General features: G+C 69.1%; 13 protein-coding genes. 8 read left to right on the top strand and 5 right to left on the bottom strand.

Features of this window, described 5'->3' with window-relative positions:
* The first annotated feature begins 178 nt into the window (after positions 1-178).
* From ACFPOB_RS13785 to trxA, 5 genes are all read left to right on the top strand, one after another.
* Positions 179-2704, top strand: coding sequence for a methyl-accepting chemotaxis protein (locus tag ACFPOB_RS13785; RefSeq protein ID WP_377799037.1), 2526 nt, complete (start codon positions 179-181; stop codon positions 2702-2704).
* Between the two features lie 80 nt (positions 2705-2784).
* On the top strand, positions 2785-3519 hold the full coding sequence (locus ACFPOB_RS13780) for a nucleotidyltransferase family protein (RefSeq protein WP_377799036.1): 735 nt from the start codon (positions 2785-2787) through the stop codon (positions 3517-3519).
* Between the two features lie 6 nt (positions 3520-3525).
* Positions 3526-6627 carry a double-strand break repair protein AddB gene (gene addB / locus ACFPOB_RS13775; RefSeq protein ID WP_377799035.1) on the top strand — a complete coding sequence of 1034 codons (3102 nt, stop codon included), beginning with the start codon at positions 3526-3528 and terminating at the stop codon, positions 6625-6627.
* A gap of 196 nt (positions 6628-6823) precedes the next feature.
* On the top strand, positions 6824-10303 hold the full coding sequence (gene addA / locus ACFPOB_RS13770; protein WP_377799034.1) for a double-strand break repair helicase AddA: 3480 nt from the start codon (positions 6824-6826) through the stop codon (positions 10301-10303).
* A gap of 216 nt (positions 10304-10519) precedes the next feature.
* Positions 10520-10840 (top strand): thioredoxin, encoded by a 321-nt coding sequence (trxA, locus tag ACFPOB_RS13765; RefSeq protein WP_377799033.1) that lies wholly within the window; start codon positions 10520-10522, stop codon positions 10838-10840.
* A 76-nt stretch (positions 10841-10916) separates the two neighbouring features.
* Here the strand turns inward: trxA and ACFPOB_RS13760 are convergent, their stop codons facing one another.
* A complete protein-coding gene (locus tag ACFPOB_RS13760) occupies positions 10917-11312 on the bottom strand; it encodes a DoxX family protein (protein WP_377799032.1) in 396 nt (131 codons plus the stop codon).
* A gap of 311 nt (positions 11313-11623) precedes the next feature.
* Between ACFPOB_RS13760 and ACFPOB_RS13755 the strand changes: the two genes are divergently transcribed.
* On the top strand, positions 11624-13774 hold the full coding sequence (locus ACFPOB_RS13755; protein WP_377799031.1) for a transglycosylase domain-containing protein: 2151 nt from the start codon (positions 11624-11626) through the stop codon (positions 13772-13774).
* Positions 13775-13778: 4 nt separating this feature from the next.
* Here the strand turns inward: ACFPOB_RS13755 and hrpB are convergent, their stop codons facing one another.
* Together hrpB and ACFPOB_RS13745 are read right to left on the bottom strand one after the other, a co-directional pair.
* A complete protein-coding gene (hrpB, locus tag ACFPOB_RS13750; RefSeq protein WP_377799030.1) occupies positions 13779-16277 on the bottom strand; it encodes an ATP-dependent helicase HrpB in 2499 nt (832 codons plus the stop codon).
* Between the two features lie 43 nt (positions 16278-16320).
* Positions 16321-17109 (bottom strand): class II glutamine amidotransferase, encoded by a 789-nt coding sequence (locus tag ACFPOB_RS13745; protein ID WP_377799029.1) that lies wholly within the window; start codon positions 17107-17109, stop codon positions 16321-16323.
* 179 nt (positions 17110-17288) lie between these two features.
* Between ACFPOB_RS13745 and ACFPOB_RS13740 the strand changes: the two genes are divergently transcribed.
* Positions 17289-18701 carry a sodium:proton antiporter gene (locus ACFPOB_RS13740; RefSeq protein ID WP_377799028.1) on the top strand — a complete coding sequence of 471 codons (1413 nt, stop codon included), beginning with the start codon at positions 17289-17291 and terminating at the stop codon, positions 18699-18701.
* A gap of 154 nt (positions 18702-18855) precedes the next feature.
* On the top strand, positions 18856-20052 hold the full coding sequence (locus ACFPOB_RS13735) for a multidrug effflux MFS transporter (protein ID WP_377799027.1): 1197 nt from the start codon (positions 18856-18858) through the stop codon (positions 20050-20052).
* 9 nt (positions 20053-20061) lie between these two features.
* Here the strand turns inward: ACFPOB_RS13735 and ACFPOB_RS13730 are convergent, their stop codons facing one another.
* Positions 20062-20880: a DUF1194 domain-containing protein gene (locus ACFPOB_RS13730; RefSeq protein ID WP_377799026.1), complete on the bottom strand. Its 819-nt coding sequence runs from the start codon at positions 20878-20880 to the stop codon at positions 20062-20064.
* A gap of 181 nt (positions 20881-21061) precedes the next feature.
* A complete protein-coding gene (cmk, locus tag ACFPOB_RS13725; protein WP_377799070.1) occupies positions 21062-21688 on the bottom strand; it encodes a (d)CMP kinase in 627 nt (208 codons plus the stop codon).
* Between the last annotated feature and the right edge of the window lie 153 nt (positions 21689-21841).

Raw genomic sequence — 21841 nt, 5'->3', positions numbered from 1 at the left:
TGTCGGTAATTTGACATGACGTAATGGTATCGATGCTGTGCAATAGGCATGCATTGGTCGCTTCCACCTGAAGCTATTGACCAAATCGAAGGGATTGCGTCGCTATGACCGATTCCGAACCTGATCCGCTGCCAGCCAGCCTTTGGCCGGCGTTGTGGCCGTTTTCGGAACCCTTATGATGACGACTAGGCTTCGCTGGCGCTTCTCCGATCTCAGGATCGGCGCCAAGCTCGGCGTGTTGATCGCCGCGGCGACCGCTCCCTTCGCCCTCATGACCTATCTGTTCCTGGCGCAGGCCAGCAAGGATATCGCCTTCGCCCGGCACGAAGTGCGCGGCGCCGACTACCTCCAGGCGCTCACGCCGACCATCACAGCTCTGACGCAGCAGACCTCCGGCGGGCTCGATGCCGGCGTCATCAACGCCGCGCGAGAGATTGGCCGGCGGTTCGATCCGCTTTTCCAGTCGGAAGCGGCGGTGACGGAATTCTTGGACGCCGCGGCGCGTCCGGATCGGCTATTGGCGCTGGAAGCCTCACGCAGCGCCATTCACAAGATCGCCGATGGCGCCGGCCTGACGCTCGATCCCCGGCTCGAAAGCAACTATCTCGTCGATGTCGTGGTGGCGCGGATTCCCGAACTTGTCGTCGCCACGGTCGGCCTGCGCCGCACGCTCGCCTATTATGTCCGCAACGGCCGGGCCGATCTGCCGGAGTTTGGCGAATTCGTCGCGGCGCAGACCCGCTTCGGACGGGCGCGCGAAGCCGTGCAGGGCGCGCTCCTCACAGCGCTCGACCGCATTCCCGACGATGCGGCCAAGGAGGAGCTCAAGGCCGCGGCGGAGCGCTTCCTCGGACTGGCGCACCGGCTGTCCTCGCAAGCTGCCAATGCCCAGACGGCGATCGAGTCGGAAATACCTGTGCGAGGCGCCGCGCAGTTCATCGAAGCGGCCGACGAATTGCTTGCCGGCGGCTTCGACATCTCGGCCAAGGTGCAGGCCAAGCTGGCCAGCCTGCTCGAGCGGCGCATCGGCGCGCTCGAGAGCGATATCCGGGTCAAGCTTGTGGTCGCAGCCGGCTTCTTCCTGCTGGCGGTGCTACTCGGCGTGTTGATCCTGCGTTCGATCAACCGGCCGGTGCGCGGTCTCGTGGCCGCTATCCGGCGCTTTCAGGCGGGCGACTACGACACCGCCATCCCGCATGCCGACAGCCGCGACGAGCTCGGCGAGATCGCGCGTGCCCTCAAAAGCTTCCAGGCGATGGGTGCGCATCAGGCCCTGACAACGGCGATCGAATCCTCGACGGCGATGCTGATGATCACCGGTCCTGATGGCAACATCGCGCTGATGAGTCGTGGCTTGCGGACGTTGCTGGAGGGGCTGGAGCCGGCCCTGCGGGCAAGCGATCGCGACTTCGCCGTCGAGGCGCTGATCGGCAGCCAGCTCGACCACCTCTTCGCCAATCCCGCCTTCCGGCGCACGGTGCTGCAGAGTGACGGAGCGGAGGAGGAGACCCGCTGCGAGATCGCCGGGCGCACAGTCGACGTCACCGCCAGCGGCATCCGCAACGCAGCCGGCGAACTGATCGGCGAAACCCTGCAATGGCACGACGTGACCGCCGAGCTCGCGGCCGAGCGTGAGATCGCCTCCGTCGTCCAGGCGGCGAGCCGCGGCGAGTTCGACCAGGAGATCGATCCAGCCGACAAGACCGGCGCCGGCGTCGAGATCGCGCAGGGACTCAACCAGATATCGGCGACGGTGCGCGGCGCGGCGCTCGATTTCGCCGATGCGCTGGGCGGCATGGCCCAGGGCGACCTCACACGCCGGGTCGAGCGAAGCTATTCTGGTCTGTTCGGCAACCTGCGCGATGCGATCAACGAGACTGGCGGCCGTCTGGCCCAGGCCATCTCGTCCATTCAGGACACGGCGGAGGATGCGCGTTCGATTGCGGAAGCCATGCGCAAGCATGCGCAGGCGCTTGCCGCAGGAGCGGAGGACCAGGCCGGTGCACTGGTCCGGACCGCCGCGACGACCGAAGAGCTCGCGGCCTCGGTCAAGACCAGCTCGCTCGTGGCGCGGAATGCAGCGTCGCGAGCCGAATCCGCCCGCGCGCTTGCGGAAAGGGGCGGCGCGATTGCTGCGGAGGCGGTCCTGGCGATCGGCCGGATCGAGGCGACTTCCGGGCGCATCACCGAGATCACCTCGGTGATCGAGGGGATTGCCTTCCAGACCAATCTCCTCGCCCTGAACGCTGCCGTCGAGGCCGCCCGCGCCGGCGATGCCGGCAAGGGCTTTGCCGTGGTCGCGAGCGAGGTGCGCACGCTCGCCCAGCGTTCCAGCCAGGCGGCGAAGGCTATCGGCGGGTTGCTCGCGACGTCGACTGCGGAAGTCGAGAGCGGCGTCAGGCTGGTCCGCTCGGCCGGCACCTCGCTGAAAGACATCCTCAACGCCTCGCAGGAGGTCGCGAGCGCCGTCGCCGAGATCGCCGCGGCGAGCCAGGAGCAGGCGAGCGGCATCGACGAGGTCAGCCGCAACGCCGAGCACCTTGACGAGACGACGCAGCGCAATGCGGCGCTCGCCGAGCAGAGCCTCGCCGAGGCGCGGGCGCTCTCCGCCCAGATGGCCGAGCTCAGCAGCGCCATGGCGAGCTTCGTCACCGTTGCGCCGAATGCGGGGCACCTGTCGGAACAGAGCCTGCGCGCCGCCTGAAACCGCCGCTGCCACACTTGAGCAATCGCGCCGGCCATGGCTGATAGACCGATATGGCCGGCAGGAGATTCGCTGAGATCATGCAGACCGGTTCGTCGCCGATCCGCCGGGCCATGGTGCTCGCCGCCGGGCTCGGCAAGCGCATGCGCCCGATCACCGACACCATGCCGAAGCCGCTGGTTGCGATCGCCGGCAAGACCATGCTCGACCATGCACTCGACCGGCTGGCCGGAGCTGGCGTTGCGGACGCCGTGGTCAATGTCCACTACCTCGCCGAGCAGATCGAGGCGCGTGTCGCCGGCCGCACCAGCCCGCGCATCACCATCTCCGACGAGCGCGACGTCCTGCTCGAAACCGGCGGCGGCGTGAAGAAGGCGCTGCCTTTGCTCGGCACCGAGCCGTTCTTCCACGTCAACTCCGACTCGCTCTGGAGCGAGCTCGGAGCGTCGAACCTTTCCGCCATGGCCGCCGCCTGGGATGCCGGGCGCATGGACATGCTGCTCCTGCTGGCAGAGCGGCAGAGCAGTGTCGGCTTCGACGGCGCCGGCGACTTCTTCCGCGACGAGGCCGGCCGGCTTGCGCGGCGCGGACAGGCTGCGAGCGCGCCTTATGTCTATGCCGGCGTCGCCATCATCAAGCCGGACCTCTTCGCCGATACGCCGGAAGGGCCGTTCTCGCTCAACCTGCTGTTCGATCGCTGCATCGCCAGGGGAACGCTGTTCGGCCATCTGCTCGACGGGCGCTGGCTGCATGTCGGCACGCCCGAGGCAATCCCGCTGGCGGAGCAGGCCTACGCCGCCCATCAGAACGGGTGAGCCGCGATGGCCGGGCTCAACCTGTTCAGCATCCCGGCCGGCGCGCCCTTCCTCTCCGTGCTCGCCGAGGCGCTGATCGCAGGCCGCTTCGGCCGGGCCTTCGACCCTGGCGATCCCGCCGCGCTCTCGCGTACCACGCTCTACCTGCCAACCCAGCGCGCGGCGCGGGCCTTCGGCACGATCCTCTCGGAAAAGCTCGGTGGCCGGCCACTGCTGCTGCCGCGCATCGTCCCGCTTGGCGATGTCGACGAGGCCGAGACGGCGCTGATCGCCGGTGCCGGCGATGCGTTGGCGCTGCAGCGCGTCGCGCCGATCGACCCCTTGCACCGTCGCTTCATCCTGACGACGCTGATCTCGGCCTGGGGCCGCACCGCCAATCGCCAGCATCTCAAGCTCGATCCGGCCGAGCCCTCGCTGATGCCGGCGACCTTGGCCGAGGCCTGGGGGCTTGCCGGCGACCTCGCCCATCTGCTTGACCAGCTCCAGACCGAAGGCGTCTCGCCGGCGCGGTTGAAGGGGCTCGACGCCGCCCGCTTCGACGAGATCTGGCAGTTCAACGCGCGTTTCCTCGACATCATCGCGCAAGCCTGGCCTGCGATTCTCGAACAGCGGGCCGAATGCGACCCGGCCGAGTTCCGCAACCGCATGCTCGCGGCCGAGCGCGAGCGCCTGCTCGCCGGCGATTTCCACGGGCCGGTGATCGCGGCCGGATCGACCGGCACGGTGCCGGCGACGGCGCGCCTGCTCGCCGCGCTCGCCCGCGCCCCGAACGGCGCCGTCGTGCTGCCCGATCTCGACGAGGCGCTCTCGGAGCAGGGCTGGCGCGCCATCGTCCAGGAACCGGCGCCGTCCCACCCGCAGGCGGCGCTGCATCGACTGCTCGACGAGATCGGTGCGAACCGGGACGAGGTCATCACCCTTGCCGAGCCCTCACCCGGGCTGGAAACGCGCCGCGACCTGCTGCGCCGTGCCCTGCTGCCGGCCTCGATCACGGATGACTGGGCCGGCGCTGCGCCCCTAGCTGCCGGGGCGCTCGACGGGCTGCGTATCGTCGAGGCGGCAGATGAACGCGAGGAGGCGCTGGTCGCGGCGCTCGCCCTGCGTGAGGCACTGGAAGAGCCAAATGCCCGTGCCGCCCTGATTACCCCCGATCGCGGCCTTGCCGAGCGCGTCGCTGTCGAGCTCCGGCGCTGGGGCATCCAGGCCGACGATTCCGCCGGCATGCCGCTCGGCCGCTGGCCGGCCGGCGCCCTGCTGCGGCTGGCGCTCGATGCGGTCGAGGGCGACCTCTCGCCGGCAAGCCTCGTCGCACTGCTGGCGCATCCGCTCTGCCGCCTGGGCCTGGCCGAGCCGCGCCTGCGGCAAGGCGCGGCGACGCTGGAGATCGGCTGCTGGCGCGGCGAGCCGGTCGGACCGGGCTTTCCGGGCCTGCGCCGCGCCTTCGAGGCGCTGCCGGAGCTGCGCGAGGCGACATACGCCCCGCGCCCGCGCCGCAAGCTCACGGACGAGGATGTCGGCGCCGCCGAACAGGTGCTCGCCGGGCTGGAAGATGCGCTCGCGCCGCTCGGGGCGGCCTTGGCGGGCCCGGCACCCGAACTGCGCGAGATCGCGGCGCAGGCCCGCCGGGCCGTCGAAACGCTGAGTGGTGACGAGAACGGCGCCATCCTTGCCTGGCGCGGGCCGGATGGCGAGGCGCTGGCCGCCCTGTTCGATGATCTCGATGCGGCCTTGCCGGAAGCCCCCGGTGAGGGCCGCGCCCGCGACTGGGTCGCGATCTTTGAGGCCCTGATCGGCGAGCGCGTCGTTCAGCGCCGTTACCCGGGCCATCCGCGCGTCAAGATCTGGGGCCTGCTTGAAGCCCGCCTTCTCGAAGCCGAGCATGTCGTGCTCGGCGGCCTGATTGAGAGCGTCTGGCCGCCGGCGACCGAGACCGATTCCTTCATCAACCGGCCGATGCGGGCGGAGCTCGGCCTTTCGCCACCGGAGCGCCGCATCGGCCAGACCGCGCATGACTTCGTCGCGGCGGCGCTCGCCGGCAAGGTGACGCTGACCCGCGCCCGCAAGGCCGGCGAGGCCGAGACGATCCCCTCGCGCTTCTGGCAGCGCCTCAAGGCGGTGGCGCCGGCTGAAGGCTGGGAAGCGGCCGAGGGACGCGGGCGCGAGCTGATCGCCTGGGCCGCGTTGCTCGGCAAGCCGGCCGACCTCCTGCCGGTGCCGCGGCCAAAACCCTTTCCGGCGGCGCATCTGCAGCCGAAGCGGCTCAGCGTCACCGAGGTCGAGACGCTCTATCGCGATCCCTATGCGGTCTATGCCCGCAAGATCCTCAGGCTCGACGCCCTGCCCGAGCTGGTCGAGGATCCCGGCGCGACCGATCGCGGCTCGCTGCTGCACGACATCGTCGGAACCTTCGCCGAGACCTACCCGGAGCAGATTCCGGCCGGCGCCCTCGGCAGCCTGATCGAGATCGGCGAGCGCTTTTTCCGCGCCTATGAGGAGACGCCGGAGGTGCGCGCCTTCTGGTGGCCGCGCTTCCTGCTGATCGCACAGAACTTCCTCGGCTGGGAGGAGAGGCGCCGGCCGGGGCTTGCCCGCGTCGCGGTCGAGCGCGATACGCAAGGCGAGTTTCCGCTGATCGATGGCTCCTCGATCCTGCTGACCGGCCGGGCCGACCGCGTCGAGATCACGCGCGAAGGCACGCTGCGCATCATCGATTTCAAGACTGGCGCGCCGCCGAGCGACGAGCAGGTCCGCCTCGGCTTCGCTCCGCAATTGACGCTGGAGGCCGAGCTCGCTTTGCGCCATGGCTTTTCGCCGGACATCCTGCCCGGCCCGGTCGAGGCGCTGCTCTATCTGCGTCTCAACCATGATCCCAAGAGCTGGGAGAAGGACAAGAGGCTGTCGTTCAAGGACGAGGCGCAGGCCGACGTCACCGCCCGCCATCTCGCGCAATTGCTCGACCATCTCTCCGTGCTGCGCGCCGGCCGCGAGCCCTGGCTCTCGCGGCGCGCCCCGGCCTACATCAAATACGCCAGCCCCTATGACCAGCTCGCCCGGGTCAAGGAATGGTCGGCGGCGCCCGATCTCGGCGATGCCGGAGACGAGGCATGAGGGTGGTATCCTGGCGAGGCGGTGGAGCCGCAACCGGCCCTCTCCCCCCTTGTGGGAGAGAGTTGGAGAGGAGGGTAGTCAGCCGTGAGGCCGATCATCCGCGAAGCCTCGACGCGGCTCACCCGGTCACCCCCCTCCCAACCCTCCCCCACAAGGGGGGAGGGCTCCCGCGCTTCATTGGTGAGGTCACCTTGCCATGACGCCCGCCGGCTGGACCATTCCCGAGCAGACGCGCCGCAACCAGGCGCTGGCGGCGCAGCCCGATCTCAGCGCCTGGGTCTCGGCCAATGCCGGCTCGGGCAAGACCCATGTGCTGGTCAACCGGGTGCTCAGGCTGCTGCTGGACGGCGTTGCGCCCGGCCGGATGCTCTGCATCACCTATACCAAGGCGGCCGCTGCCAACATGTCGAACCGGATCTTCCGGGCGCTCTCGAAATGGGCTGTCGCCAAAGACGGAGACCTGTGGAAGGCGTTGAAGGAACTGACGGGAGAATTGCCGCCCCCGAGCGACATTAGCCGGGCCCGGCGTCTCTTCGCCCAGGCGCTGGAGACGCCGGGCGGCCTGAAGATCGAGACGATCCACGCCTTCTGCACCCGCGTGCTGCAGAGCGCCCCCTTCGAGGCCAATGTCCCGCCGCGCTTCGAGGTCGCCGACGATCTCGCCCAGGACGAGTTGATGCGCGATGCCAGACGTGACCTGCTCGCCGTTGCCGAGGCCAACCCGGACGGGCCGCAGGCCAGGGCGCTGCGCTACATGGCCGAGCACGCCGCGCAGGACACCTTCGACCAGATCATGCGCGAGGCCCTGCACCAGCGCGCCGTCTTCAGCGATGCCGAGGGGCGGGCGCGCCAGCCGGAGGAGATCGTTTCGGGGCTCAGCGCCTTCCTCGGCATCGGGCCGGATCTCGCCGCCGAGACGGTGCGAGAGCGCTTCCAACGCGACCTGGCTGCTGTCCCCGATCTCGAGCGGCTCGTCGCCGCCTTCGAGACCGGCAGCGCGACGCGCGCCAAGGCGGCGGCTGCGATCAGGCTCGCGCTGTCGGATGCGCCGGGCATCGATCCGGTCTCCGCCTGCCGCGCCGGCCTGCTCACCGCCGAAGGCAATGTCGCCCAGCATGTCCGCGGCAAGGGCAACAGCGCCCTGCCGTCCGATCTCGACACTGCGCTCGACGCCGTCGCCGCCTGCCTCACCACGGCGATCGACCAGCTCAACGCCATCACCGTGCGCGAGCGCAGCGCGGCGCTCGCCGTGCTGGTGACGCATATCCTTTCCGCCTACCGCAAGCTGAAGGCGCAGCGCTCGCTGCTCGACTATGACGACCTGATCGCGAAGACCCGTTCTTTGCTCGACCGGGTCGATCCGGCCTGGGCGCTCTACAAGCTCGACGCCGGCATCGACCACATCCTGCTCGACGAAGCCCAGGACACCAGCGAGGCGCAATGGGCGATCCTGCGCCGCCTCGCCGAGGAGTTCTCTTCCGGCGAGGGCGCGCGCGAGCTGGTGCGGCCGCGCACCGTCTTCGTCGTCGGCGACGAGAAGCAGTCGATCTACGGCTTCCAGGGCGCGGCCCCCGCCCATTTCAGCGAGGAGCGGCGGCTGCTCGGCCGGCGCCTCTCAGAGGCTGGGCAGCGCTTCGAGCCGATCAGCCTCACCACCTCCTTCCGTTCGGCGCCCGACATCATGCGCGCGGTCGATGCGGTGTTCGCGCCGCCGGAGCACTGGCGCGGCCTCGTCTTCGACGGCGGCGCCGGCCCCGAGCGGCACGATACGGTCAGGCGCGCCTCGGTCGGCGCGGTCGATCTCTGGCCGGTCTCGGCCGATGACGCCAGCGAGAAGCCCGATGCCTGGACGACGCCGGTCGATGCACCCGAGCGGCGCTCGGGCCTCGTCAAGCTCGCCGCCCGCATCGCCGATGTGCTGAAGCGCTGGAGCGACGCCGGCCGCGACGATATTGGCCGGCCGTTCAAGCCGGGCGACGTGATGATCCTGCTGCGCCAGCGCGGCGCGCTGTTCGAGGCGATCGTCAAGGCGCTGAAGGATCGCGAAGTGCCGGTCGCCGGCCGCGACCGCCTGACTCTGGCCGACCATCCGGCGGTCGAGGATCTCGTCGCGCTCGGGCGGACGATCCTGCTCCCGCAGGACGATCTCTCGCTGGCGATCACGCTGAAGGCGCCGCTCTTCGGTCTCGACGACGACGATCTGATGCGCCTTGCGCCGGAGCGGAAAGGCTCGCTGCGCGACGCCTTCCGCGCGGCGGCTCAGACCGAGCCGCGTTACGCCGCGATCGAGGCGCGCTTGACCGAGCTTGCCGAGGAGGCCGGGCGCTGCGGCCCGTTCCGCTTCTACGCCGGCCTGCTCGGCCCGGGCGGCGGCCGCAATCTCGCCCTCGCCCGGCTCGGCCCGGAAGCCGGCGACGCGCTCGACGCCTTCTTGAGCGCCGCGCTCGACCATGAGCGGCGTTACGGCCCCTCGCTCGCCGGTTTCCTGCACCATATCGGCGCGGTGGCGACGCAGGTGAAGCGCGATCTCTCGGCCAGCGCCGGCGAGGTCCGGGTGATGACTGTGCACGGTTCGAAAGGGCTGGAGGCGCCCGTGGTCATTCTCGCCGATCTCGGCATCGCCCCCGGCGAGCGCCGCCTGCCGAAGCTGATGGCGGTCGCGCCGCCGCGCGGCGCGCAGGTGCCGGTCTGGCCGAGCAGGCGCGCAGACGACCCCGCCGCGATGCGGCGCGCCAAGGACGCCATAGTCGCCCAGATGGTCGAGGAACATCACCGCCTGCTCTATGTCGCGCTGACACGGGCCGAGGAGCGCTTGATCCTCTGCGGCGTGCAGGCCAAGGGCGAGGCGCCTGAGGGATCCTGGTACGCCATGGCCGAGCTCGGCCTCGCCGGTTCCGAGCCTTGGCTGCGCGACGTTCCGGCACCCGATGGCGACGGCGAGGGCCGCCGCTTCATGGTCTCGCAGCCGGGAGAGGAAGCCGCCGAGGAAGCGGTCGCTGTGCGGGCGGCGGCGATGCCGCCGGACTGGCTGACGCGCTCCGCGCCGGAAGAGGCCGAGCCGGCTCCGCCCTTGCGCCCGTCGAGCGCGCTCTCCGCTGCCGATGCGCAGGAGCGTCCGCATGACGGGCCCTTCCTCGCCAACGCAGCCGCGGCCGGCCGGCTCGCGCATCTCCTGCTGCAGGTCCTGCCGGAGGTGCCGCCCGAACGTCGCGCCAGCACGGCCCATGCGCTGGCGCTGGCGCGCGGTGGCTCACTGCCGGAGGAGCGTCGCACCAGGATCGTCGACGACGCGCTCGCGCTGATCGCCGCGCCGGAGTTCGGCGGGCTGTTCGGGCCGGGCAGCCTGGCCGAGGTACCGCTCGCCGGCGTGATCACCATGGGCGATGGCAGCAGGCGGCCGGTGCAGGGCCGGATCGACCGGCTCGCGGTCGGCGAGAGCGCGGTCCTGATCGCCGATTTCAAGACGGCTGCCCGTCCACCGCAGGATGCGTCCGCGCTACCGGCCGCGACACTGGCGCAGCTGGCGGTCTATCGCCGACTGATCAGTCAGATCTATCCCGGCCGCCGGGTTCGGACAGTTGCGATCTATACGGCGAGCCTGAAGCCGCTGGAGCCCTCTCCGGAATTGCTCGACGCCGCGCTGGCGGCTATGACCGCGCCGTCATTGCGAGCGTAAGCGAAGCAATTCCAGGAGGACTCGCTCCAGTCTCTCTGGATTGCTTCGTCGCTGCGCTCCTCGCAATGACAGGAGGCGGCGGTCTATCCTCAGTGGAAGCACATCAGCCCCGCTTCACCGGAAGGTGAGCCAGCCTTGACCCTGCGGCTGCCCGTTCATAGCTTCAGCGACGAATAGCGGCGTTGTTGCCGCATGCGAATCGAAAGGCGATGAGCCATGGCGACGACCAAAGTGACCGATGCGAGCTTCGAGTCCGACGTGCTGAAGTCGGCTGAGCCGGTGGTGGTGGATTTCTGGGCCGAGTGGTGCGGCCCCTGCCGGATGATCGGCCCGGCGCTCGAGGAGATCGCCGGCGAGCTCGACGGCAAGGTCAAGATCGTCAAGATGAACGTCGACGAGAACCAGCAGATCCCGGCGCAGTACGGCATCCGCTCGATCCCGACGCTGATGCTGTTCAAGGACGGCAAGCTGGCCTCGCAGAAGGTCGGCGCTGCCCCCAAGAGCGACCTGTCGCGCTGGATCTCGGCCGCGGTCTGATCTGGAGCCAAGCTTCAAAATAGAAGGCCCGCCCTCATCGAGGGCGGGCCTTCTTCGTTGTCGGGCTAGATGCGGGTCACTTCGAGCGGTTGTCGAGCGCCCAGGCGCCGGCGCCGGCGAAGACCAGATAGAAGAAGATGAAGCAGTAGAGGATCGCGGCGTCGCCATTGTTCAGCAGCGGATAGGCGTTCCGTGGCGCATGGAACATCCAGTAGGCATAGGCCATCTCACCCGAGAGGATGAAGGCGACGGGGCGCGTCCACAGGCCGATCAGGATCAGCAGGCCGCCGAAGGCCTCGAGGATCGCGCCGAACCAGAACAGCGTGAACGCTGCCGGCAGGCCGCTGGCCGGCGCGGCCGGGAAGCCGAACAGCTTCTGCGTGCCATGGGCGATGAAGATCAGCGCGGTTGCGATCCGCAACAGCGCGAGCGCCTGCGGCGCAAAGCGGTTCAGGGAGTTGAGAGCCTGCATGGGCGGGTTGCCTTCCGTCCTGTTTCGAATTGGAAAAAATTGCTAAGTGATTGTGTTTGCTGGCGAAGAAGTCACCTTGATCGCTCCGCGCTTGTTCCTGTGCAAGCAAGGACGATCAAGTCACGTTTTCGTTTGCAGTGCAGCAAATTGACCGAGCGGCAAATCCGCAACAGCGGCCGCCTCGTTCACCATTGCGGAAAATTCGCCGGAATCGGGCTTAACCACCCCTTAAAAGCGCCATGTTTGAATCCTGTCTGGAAAACCGCCGGGCTGTGGATCGCAGCGCGGCGGCGGGGCCTGAACGGGGCGGGATGAACGACCGGTCGAAACGAGGCGGTGAGCGGCGGGAGCCGTCATTCGAGCGTGCGCGCGACGATCACGAGCGCGACGACGGCGATCTGCGCCTGTCGGCCGAGGACCGCCCCTATCGCGGAGGAAGGAATTCGGTGGCACCGCGCCAGCAACCGCGCCGCCAGCAGAACGAGCGCAGCAAGGGTGGTCGCAAGCAGCGCCGCAAGCGCGGCTCCTTCTTCGGCCGCATCTTCTATTGGGGTTTCGTGCTCGGCCTGTGGGCGGTGCTCGCCGTCGGCGGCCTCGTCGCCTACCACGCCGCGCAATTGCCGCCGATCGACCAGCTCACCGTGCCGAAGCGGCCGCCGAACATCGCCATCCTCGCGGCGGACGGCACGCTGCTCGCCAATCGCGGCGAGACCGGCGGGCGCACCATCACCATCGGCGAAGTCCCGCCCTATCTGCCCAAGGCTTTCGTCGCGATCGAGGACAAGCGCTTCTACGAGCATTTCGGCATCGACCCGATCGGCCTGACCCGCGCCGTCGTCAACAATGTGACGAAGCGCGGCGGCGTGCAGGGCGGCTCGACCCTGACGCAGCAGCTCGCCAAGAACCTGTTCCTGACCCAGGAGCGCACCGCCGCGCGCAAGATCCAGGAGGCGATCCTCTCGCTCTGGCTGGAGCGGACCTACACCAAGGACCAGATCCTCGAACTCTATCTCAACCGCGTCTATTTCGGCTCGGGCGCCTATGGCGTCGAGGCGGCGGCGCAGCGCTATTTCAACAAGTCGGCCCGCTCGGTCACGATCGCCGAGGCGGCGATGCTCGCCGGCCTCGTCCAGGCGCCCTCGCGCCTTGCGCCGAACCGCAATCCGGAGGCCGCCGAGAAGCGCGCCCAGCTGGTGATCTCGGCGATGGCCGATCAGGGCCTTATCTCGCAATCGGCGGCCAAGACCGCGCTAGGGGCGCCGGCCGAGGTGCCGGAGCGTGTCGGGGCCGGCTCGGTCAACTACGCCGCCGACTATGTCATGGACGTGCTCGACGACTTCATCGGCGCGATCGAGGGCGACGTCACCGTGCTGACCACGATCGACACCAGGCTGCAGAGCTCGGCCGAGACGATCCTGGTCGAGGGGCTCGCGGCGCAGGGCGGCAAGCTCAACGCCTCGCAGGGCGCTGTGGTCTCGCTGGCGCCGGATGGGGCGATCCGCGCTTTGATCGGCGGGCGCGACTACACCAAGAGCCAATTCAACCGCGCCACGGCCGCGCATCGCCAGCCGGGCTCGTCCTTCAAGCCTTTCGTCTATCTCACCGCGCTCGAGAAGGGCCTGACGCCGGATACGATCCGCGACGATTCCCCGGTCTCGATCAAGGGCTGGGAGCCGGAGAACTTCTCGCGCACCTTCCGCGGCCCGGTGACGCTGCAGACCGCCTTCGCCCATTCGCTCAACACGGTCGTGGCCCGCCTGATCCAGGAGGTGACGCCGCGCGAGGTCGTGCGCACGGCCCAGCGCCTCGGCATAAACTCGTCGCTGCAGGCCAACCCGTCGCTGTCGCTCGGGACGTCGGAGGTGACGCCGCTCGAGATGACCGCCGCCTATGCGACCTTCGCCAATGGCGGCCAGTCGGTGCTCCCTTATGTCATCCGCGAGGTCAAATCGACCAATGGCAAGCTCGTCTACGCCCGCAAGGCCAATAATTTCGGCCCGGTGATCCAGCCGCAGACGCTGTCGATGATGAATGCGATGTTCCACGCGGTGATGACCGGCGGAACCGGCAGCAAGGTGAACATCCCCGGCTGGGAGGTCGGCGGAAAATCGGGCACGACGCAGGACTACCGCGACGCCTGGTTCGTCGGTTTCACCGGGCGCCTCGTCACCGCCGTCTGGGTCGGCAATGACGACAATTCGACGATGAAGCGCGTCACCGGCGCCGGCCTGCCGGCCGAGATCTGGGGCAAGTACATGAAGGCGGCCCATGCCGGCCAGCAGCCGGTGCAACTGCCTGGCGGGCTCTGGCAGTCGGCGCCGAGGTCGATCTTCGACGGCGGCGAGCCGGTCGCCGGCATCGCGCCGCCGGCGCGGACGCAGCAGGCCGCCTCGGGCGACCGCGCCTGGACGCCGCCGGCGCCGCAGGAGAAGAACTTCTTCGAGCGCTTGTTCGGCGGCTGATTCCTTACGTCCCGCGCGGCTTGGCGCGGGTCGTCGGCGCTGCCGCGGCCGGATCGTCCGGCCAGGGATGGCGCGGATAGCGCCCCTTCATCTCGCTCTTCACAGCAGCCCAGGAGCCGCACCAGAAGCCCGGCAGGTCGCGCGTCACCTGGATCGGCCGATGCGCCGGCGAGAGCAGCTCCAGCACGAGTGGCACCCGTCCGCCAGCGAGAGAAGGGTGTTTCGCCAGCCCGTAGAGCTCCTGCACGCGGACCGAGATGGTCGGTCCCGCCTCTGCGCCATAGTCGACCGCGAGCTGCGAGCCTGTCGGCGCCGTAAAATGCGTCGGCGCCTCGACGTCGAGCCGCCGCTTCAGCTCCCAGGGCAGCAGGGCCGAGAGGGCTGTGTCGAGGTCGCCCGCGGCGATCGCCGCGAGTGAGTTTCGCCCGGCGATGTGCGGCGCCAGCCAGTCCACGACGGTCTCGGCGAGGCCGCCATCCGAGAGATCGGGCCAGCCGGCATCCTCGCCTTCGGCCGCACGCAGGAAGGCGACGCGCTGGCGCAGCTGCGCCTGCGCCTTGCTCCACGGCAACATCTCGATACCGAGCGCCGCGATGCCCTTGGCCAGCACCGCGGCATTCTCAGCCGAGGCCTCGACCGGCAGGGGCCGCTCGGCCAGCACCAGCGCGCCGTATTTGCGCACCGCGCGGGCCCGGAGCGCTCGTGCCGGCCGGTCGAACACGGTCTCGTTGCGCTCGGACAGCCCGATCCGGATCAGGCCGGAGGCGGCGAGCGCAGCGATCTCGGCCTCGGTTATCGCGGCGGCGCTGAGGATGCGGGCCTGCTGGGCGCTTCCGGTCATCTCGCCGACGACGAGATAGGGCTCGCGCGCCAGCCTCTGACCAGGCTCGAGCGCGGCGCCGCGGCCATTGGCGAGGAGGTACTGTCCGGAGCCGGGCTGGCGCGCTTTGGCGACGCGGTCGGGGAAGGCGAGGCCGAGCAGGAAGCCGGGCGAGAGCGGTTGCTCCGTGCCCGCCGCCACCTTGCTGGCCGCCTGCCTGGCCCAGCCTTCGGCGAGGCGGCGCATGTCGGCGGCGCGGCCGCCGCGCTCGCGCCCGAAGCGCTCCAGCCGCTCGGAAAGGTCGATCGCATCGCCGCCGAGCCCGCGCTCGACCAGCAGCGCCGCCAGCAAGGCGGCCGGCTCGGCCTGGCGATGATGCGCTGCGCCGACGACCATATGCGCCAGCCGCGGAGGTAATGGCAGCACCTGCAGCGCCTTGCCGTCCTCGGTAATGCGCCCGTCCGGATCGAGGGCGTCGAGGTCGCCGAGCAGCGTCCCTGCCTCTTTCAGCGCCGGCGCAGGCGGTGGATCGAGGAAGGCGAGTGTCGTCGGGTCGCTGACGCCCCAGGCGGCGCAGTCGAGCAAGAGCGGGGCGAGGTCGGCCGAGAGGATTTCCGGCCGGGCGAAGGCTTCGAGCGCGCCATTGCCCGCCTCCTCCCAGAGCCGGTAGCAGATGCCGGGCTCGGTGCGGCCGGCGCGGCCGCGGCGTTGGTCGCAGGCGGCCCGGCTGGCGCGCTGGGTGACGAGGCGGGTGACGCCGATATCGGGCTCGTAGAGCGGCACGCGGGCGAGGCCGGAATCGATGACGACGCGCACGCCCTCGATCGTCAGCGAGGTCTCGGCGATCGAGGTCGCGAGCACGACCTTGCGTCTGCCTTTCGGCGCCGGCAGCACGGCGCGGTCCTGCTCGGATTGATCGAGCGCACCATAGAGCGGCGCGATCTCGATGGCGGGATCACGGATCTTCTCGCGCAGCCGCTCCTCGACCCGGCGAATCTCGCCCTGGCCAGGCAGGAAGACCAGCAGCGAGCCGGCCTGCTCGTTCAGCGCCTGCAGCACCGCCTCGGTGACCTGGTCCTCGATCCGCTTCAACGGATCGCGGCCGAGATAGCGCGTCTCGACCGGATAGGCGCGGCCCTCGCTCTCGATCACCTCGGCATCGCCGAGCAGCTTCGCGACGCGCGCGCCGTCCAGCGTCGCCGACATCACCAGGATGCGGAGGTCCTCGCGCAGGCCGGCCTGGGCATCGAGCGCGAGCGCCAGCCCGAAATCGGCGTCGAGCGAACGCTCGTGGAACTCGTCGAACAGCACGGCGGCGACGCCGTCGAGCGTGGGATCATCGAGGATCATCCGGGCGAAGACGCCTTCGGTAACGACCTCGATCCGCGTCTTCGGCCCGATCTTGGAGCCAAGCCGGACGCGCAGGCCGACCGTCTCGCCCACGCGCTCGCCGAGCGTCTGCGCCATGCGATTGGCCGCGCCGCGCGCCGCCAGGCGCCGCGGCTCCAGCACGATCAGCTTGCCGCCTTCAGCCCAGGGCTGGTCGAGCAGCGCGAGCGGCACGCGTGTCGTCTTGCCGGCGCCGGGTGGGGCGACGAGCACGGCGTTCGGCGTCTCGCGCAACGAGCTGGCGAGAGCGTCGAGAACCGCGTCGATCGGAAGGGCAGTGTCAAAGGCGCGCATGCACCTGCGATGTGGCGCAGGCGGCGGCGCGGTGCAAGCCGGCTCAGGCCGCCTGCCGCAATCCGACCTCGAAGGGCGTCATGCTGACCGCGCCGGCCTTGACGCAGACCAGCGTGTTGCAGGGCAGGGCCTGCCAGCAGTCCCGTGCGGCATCGACCGGTTCGGAGGCGATCACCACCGCATCGCCGCGATCGCAGACATACAGCGTCGGCGGCTTCGGATCGGACGACCAGCGTATTGCGTGGATCGTCTCGCCATCGGCAAGGGCGGCGGCGCAGCGCAGGGGTTCCCTGACGCCGGCCTCCTGCATCAGCGCGAGCGCGTCGCCGAGCGCCCCCGCCAATGCGTCGCCCGGCGCGGCGCCCTCCGCGATGCGCGCCAGCGCCAGCAGGAACAGGGCCTCCGAATCGGTGGTGCCGACGCGGGCGTCATAGAGCGCATCGGGAATCAGGCTTTCGAGCCGGCGCTTGATCACGGCGTAGCCGCCGATCTGGCCGTTATGCATGAACAGATGGCGGCCATGAACGAAGGGATGGCAGTTCGCCCGGGTCGAGGCGGTGCCGGTCGCGGCACGCACATGCGCGAAGAACAGATGCGAGCGCACCAGGCGCGCGATCGAGAGCAGGTTCTCATCCGACCAGGCCGGCCTGATCTCGCGATACTGGCCGGGCTCGGCCCGCTCGCCATACCAGCCGACGCCGAAGCCGTCGCCATTGGTGCCGGTCTTGGCTTCCTCGGCATGCAGCGACTGGTGGATCAGCGAATGGCAGGGCGAGGCGATGAAGTCCTCGAGGAAAACCGGGGCGCCTGCATAGGCGAGGAAACGGCACATGACGGTCCCGAATCAGCTGCGGGCGGGACGCCGCAGGAGAAGATTATTCCATGAGAATGAATGCCGGCATAATGGTGGCGGTCGCCCGGTTGTCGCTCCCATGGCCTTGCTATAACCGTCGCTGGAATGGGGTGAGGACGATGTCCCGCGGCAAGCGGGCGGGCAAAGGGGCCGATTTGATGCTGATGAAGCTTGCTGGCGTGGCGGTCCTGTTCGCTCTTGTCCCCCAGGCCGCCTTCGCCGCTGGCGACATTGGCGGCGCGACCATGGGCGTCGCCTGGGCCCTGCCCTTCGCCGGGATGCTGCTCTCGATCGCGCTCGGCCCGGTGCTGTTCCCGCATTTCTGGGAGCTGAACTACGGCAAGTTCGCCGCCTTCTGGGCCGTGCTGGTCATCGTGCCGCTCGTCCTGTTCCGTGGCCTCGATCCGGCGCTCGGCGCCTTGCTGCACACCGGGCTGCTCGAATACATCCCCTTCATCATCCTGCTCTTCGCGCTGTTCACCATCGCCGGCGGCATCCTGATCACCGGCAATCTGCACGGTACGCCGGCGACCAACACGGCGCTGCTCGCGATCGGCACGCTGATGGCGAGCTTCGTCGGCACCACCGGCGCCTCGATCATCATGATCCGCCCCGTGCTGCGGGCCAATGACGACCGGCGCTTCAACGTCCACGTCGTCGTCCTCTTCATCTTCCTGGTCTCGAATATCGGGGGATCGCTGACCCCACTCGGCGACCCGCCGCTCTTCCTCGGCTTCCTACGCGGCGTCTCCTTCTTCTGGACGACGACGCATCTGCTGCCGGAGACGGTGTTCGCCGTCGCCGTCCTGCTCGCCTTGTTCTACGCGCTCGACAGCTGGTTCTTCCGCAAGGAGGAGAATTTCCCGCCGCTGCGCGACCCGACGCCGGATCGCGCCATCAAGCTGTTCGGCAAGGTCAACATCCTTCTGCTTGCCGGCGTCATCCTCGCTATCCTGATGTCGGCGAGCTGGAAGCCGGGCGTCGCCTTCACCGTCCATGGCGTTGCCGTCGAATGGCAGAACCTGGCGCGCGACTTCGTCCTGCTGGCGCTGGCCGGCCTCTCGCTCGTCCTGACGCCGAAGCCGGTGCGGGCCGGCAACGAATTCAGCTGGGGGCCGATCAAGGAGGTCGCCAAGCTCTTCGCCGGCATCTTCGCCTGCATCATTCCGGTGCTGGCGATGCTGCAGGCCGGCCGCAACGGCGCGTTTGCGCCGCTCGTCGCCCTCGTCAGCAATGCCGATGGCAGCGCGAATAATGTCGCCTATTTTTGGCTGACCGGCGGCCTGTCGTCCTTCCTCGACAATGCGCCGACCTACCTGGTCTTCTTCGAGCTCGCCGGTGGCAATGCGCAGGCTTTGATGACGACGGGTGCTCTGACGCTGACCGCGATCTCGGCCGGCGCCGTCTTCATGGGCGCCAACACCTATATCGGCAACGCGCCGAACTTCATGGTCTATGCTATCGCCAAGGACCGGAAGGTCGCGATGCCGAGCTTCTTCGGCTACATGCTCTGGTCGGGCGCGATCCTGGTCCCGCTCTTCCTGCTGCAGACCCTGATCTTCTTCCGCTGAGCATTCACCCGGCTTTGCGAGCGTAAGCGAAGCAATCCAGGGGCAGCAGAGCCCTACCTCCCCTAGATCGTTTCGTCGCTTCGCTCCTCGCAATGACGGTCTGGTTCCGTCGCGCATCGACTTGGTCTAAACGCGGCGTCCGAAGGAAGCCCCGATGCCACTGCGCCCCGACACCTTGGCGATGACCGCCGTCCTCGCCATGCTGACGGCGCTCGGCCCGCTCTCGACCGATTTCTATTTGCCCTCGCTGCCAGAGATCGCGCGGGTGATGGGCACGGATTTCGCCGGCGCGCAGGCGACGCTCTCGGCGTTCCTGTTCGGCTATGCCGCCGGCCAGATCATCTGGGGCCCGCTCTCGGACCGGCTCGGCCGCCGGCCGGTGCTGATGATCGGCCTCGGCCTCTTCATAGTCACCACCCTCGCCTGCGCCTTCGCACCCTCGATCGAGGCGCTGATCGGCGCCCGTTTCGCCCAGGCGCTTGGTGCGTCCGGGCCGATCGTCCTCGGCCGCGCCATGGTGCGCGATCTCTACGAAGGCCCGCGCGCCGGCCGCGAGCTCGCCCGCATGGGCATGATCATGGGGCTGGTGCCGGCGATCGCGCCCGTCCTCGGCGGCCTGCTGCAAAATGCCTTCGGCTGGCGCTCGACCTTCCTGGCGTCGCTGGTCTTCGCGCTCGCCATGCTCGCCATCATCGCGGCGATCATGCCGGAAACGCTGCGCCAGCGCTCGCCGGACGGCCTGTCGCTGCCGGCGATCCTGCGCGGTTACCGGCTGCTGCTCCGGAACCGACCCTATCGGGTCTATGTCGCCCTGACCTCGCTCGCCTATGCCGGGCTCTTCGCCTTCATCTCAGGCTCCTCCTTCGTGCTGATGGGCGTCTACGGCCTGTCGGCGCCGGCCTATGGCCTGTCCTTCGGCTGCGCCGTGCTGGGCTTCATCCTCGGCACGATCATCGCGCAGCGCCTTGTCGGTCGCCGCGGCCTCGACGGTGTGATCGGGCTCGGCGTGATCTGCCTTGCCGCTGGCGGCCTCGCCATGCTCGTCGCCATCGCCATCGGTTTTGGCGGAGCGGCCGGCGTCGTCGCGCCGATGGCGCTCTATGCCTGCGGCGTCGGCCTCGTCATGCCACAGGCGCAGGCGTCGGCGATGATGCCCTTCCCGGACCGGGCCGGCGCAGCCTCGTCCCTGACCGGCCTGTGCCAGATGCTGCTCGCGGCCTGCGTCGGTTTGCTGGTCGGCCATCTGCTCAAGGGCAGCGCGCTGCCGCTTCCGATCGTGATGTCGCTGATCGGCGTGACGACGCTGATCCTCTTCCATGCCAGCCGGGCAATTCGCGCCGGCAAGACCTGACTGCGCCGGTCAGTTCCCCATCCGGTCGCGCCATTGCCGCTCGCCCTGCATGCAGGAGACGCGCGGCGCCTTCGCCTGTGCCTTCTGGATCAAGGTATCGGGGCCGGAGGCCGGCATCTCGGCGATCTCGCGCACCAGCTTGGTCCTGGTCGCGTCGACGAATTGATGGCGCTCGCGGATCGGAATGACGAAGGCGCCGACGCCGGTGACGACGCAGTCCTCGTAATAGACGTCGAGATTGTCGATGTCGAAATAGCTCGCCTGCTTCAGCATCACCGGCAGGCCATTGATGGCGATGCCCTTGTCGCGGGCGGCGTCGCGGGCGGCCGTCACCGGGCGCCCGTCATTGTTGGCGCCGTCGCCGGAGATGTCGATGACGCGGCGCATCGGCGTGACATTGCTTGCCTCGAGCAGCGAGACGGCGAGGTCGATCGCTCCGGAGATCGAGGTGCGCCGGCCGCGCCGGGTCGGAGCCTCGCCAAGCTCCTCGGCGAAGGCGATCGCCGATTGCGGGGTCTCGATGATCGTCCAGGGGCGGACGATGTGCTGGAAGTCGCCGCCCGCCCATTCGAAATAGGTGACGGCGATCTTGCCGATCGCGCCTTTTGCGATGGCTTCGTGCAACTGCTTCGAGCGGAAGGCCTCGATATAGCCGTTGCGCTGCAGAGCGAGCTCGTCGACGTCCATCGAATAGGAGACGTCGACCGCCAGGACGAGGGCGACGTCGACCTCCTCGGGCGGCGGCGCCGCCTGCTGGGCATCAGGCGCCGAGGCGGGCCAAGCGCCAGCGGCAGCGAGACAAAAGAGACCGAACAGCCAGCGCCGCATCGAAACCTCCGTCATCTGTCGTCGAAGCGTGACGCCGAAAGAAGGCGGTTTCGGGCGAAGGCAGGCTTCAAACGAATGTCATTGAAGTCTGCGCCCGGTTTCGATTCGCGCAAAGCACGAAAACGCAAGTTCAGGTCGGAAAATGAGCATCGGCTTGCACAAATCGATGCCTTTGAAAGGATTATCCGCGCCGGCGATCCTCGACGATGGCGAGCGCGGCCTGGAAGGCTTCCTCGACGCCGAGCGCTGAGGTGTCGAGCTGCACCGCATCCTCCGCCGCCTTCAGCGGCGCGTCGCCGCGGCCCGCATCCCTGGCGTCGCGGCGGCGGATATCGGCCAGGATGCCGTCGAAGGTGGCGGTCTCGCCCCGCCCCGCCAGCTCCTTGTGCCGTCGCGCGGCGCGGACCTCCGGAGTTGCTGTGACGAAGAGCTTCACGGTCGCGTCCGGGCAGATCACCGTGCCGATGTCGCGCCCGTCGAGTACTGCGCCGCCATCGGCCGCCGCAAAGCGGCGCTGTCGATCGATCAAAGCGCGCCGGACCGCGGGGATCGCCGCCACCACCGAGGCGGCCTCGCCGATCTCCCGGCCACGCAGCCGCGATTCGTCGATTGCAGCATCGTCGAAGCCGGCCGCGCTCGCGGCTGCGGCTTGCGCATCGTCGAGCGGCTCGCCGGCGTCGAGCAGAGTGCGGGCGACCATGCGGTAGAGCAAGCCGGTGTCAAGATAGGGCAGGCCGTAATGCGCGGCGAGCCGGCGCGCCAGCGTGCCCTTGCCGGAGGCGGCCGGCCCATCGACGGCGATGACCAGCCGGTCTGCCTGCTGGATCGGAGCGGCTGTCGGCTGGCTTGCTGGCACGATTCCCGTCTTTCGTCAGTGCTATCGAGAGGGCAGAGTTCTAAAGCACGGGACGCGCCGATGCGAAGCGGTTTTACAGCCGATGCCGCAGGCTCGCGCCGCGGC

Source organism: Allobosea eneae (genome assembly GCF_042657265.1).
Classification (GTDB): Bacteria; Pseudomonadota; Alphaproteobacteria; order Rhizobiales; family Beijerinckiaceae; genus Allobosea; species Allobosea eneae.
Note: the sequence above shows the minus strand (reverse complement) of the source record. Positions and strands in the feature narration are given on the sequence as shown.

Coding starts and splice junctions, on each gene's coding strand:
- ACFPOB_RS13785 (WP_377799037.1), top strand. CDS start 179: ATGACGACTAGGCTTCGCTGGCGCTTCTCCGATCTCAGGATCGGCGCC.
- ACFPOB_RS13780 (WP_377799036.1), top strand. CDS start 2,785: ATGCAGACCGGTTCGTCGCCGATCCGCCGGGCCATGGTGCTCGCCGCC.
- addB (WP_377799035.1), top strand. CDS start 3,526: ATGGCCGGGCTCAACCTGTTCAGCATCCCGGCCGGCGCGCCCTTCCTC.
- addA (WP_377799034.1), top strand. CDS start 6,824: ATGACGCCCGCCGGCTGGACCATTCCCGAGCAGACGCGCCGCAACCAG.
- trxA (WP_377799033.1), top strand. CDS start 10,520: ATGGCGACGACCAAAGTGACCGATGCGAGCTTCGAGTCCGACGTGCTG.
- ACFPOB_RS13760 (WP_377799032.1), bottom strand. CDS start 11,312: ATGCAGGCTCTCAACTCCCTGAACCGCTTTGCGCCGCAGGCGCTCGCG.
- ACFPOB_RS13755 (WP_377799031.1), top strand. CDS start 11,624: ATGAACGACCGGTCGAAACGAGGCGGTGAGCGGCGGGAGCCGTCATTC.
- hrpB (WP_377799030.1), bottom strand. CDS start 16,277: ATGCGCGCCTTTGACACTGCCCTTCCGATCGACGCGGTTCTCGACGCT.
- ACFPOB_RS13745 (WP_377799029.1), bottom strand. CDS start 17,109: ATGTGCCGTTTCCTCGCCTATGCAGGCGCCCCGGTTTTCCTCGAGGAC.
- ACFPOB_RS13740 (WP_377799028.1), top strand. CDS start 17,289: ATGCTGATGAAGCTTGCTGGCGTGGCGGTCCTGTTCGCTCTTGTCCCC.
- ACFPOB_RS13735 (WP_377799027.1), top strand. CDS start 18,856: ATGCCACTGCGCCCCGACACCTTGGCGATGACCGCCGTCCTCGCCATG.
- ACFPOB_RS13730 (WP_377799026.1), bottom strand. CDS start 20,880: ATGCGGCGCTGGCTGTTCGGTCTCTTTTGTCTCGCTGCCGCTGGCGCT.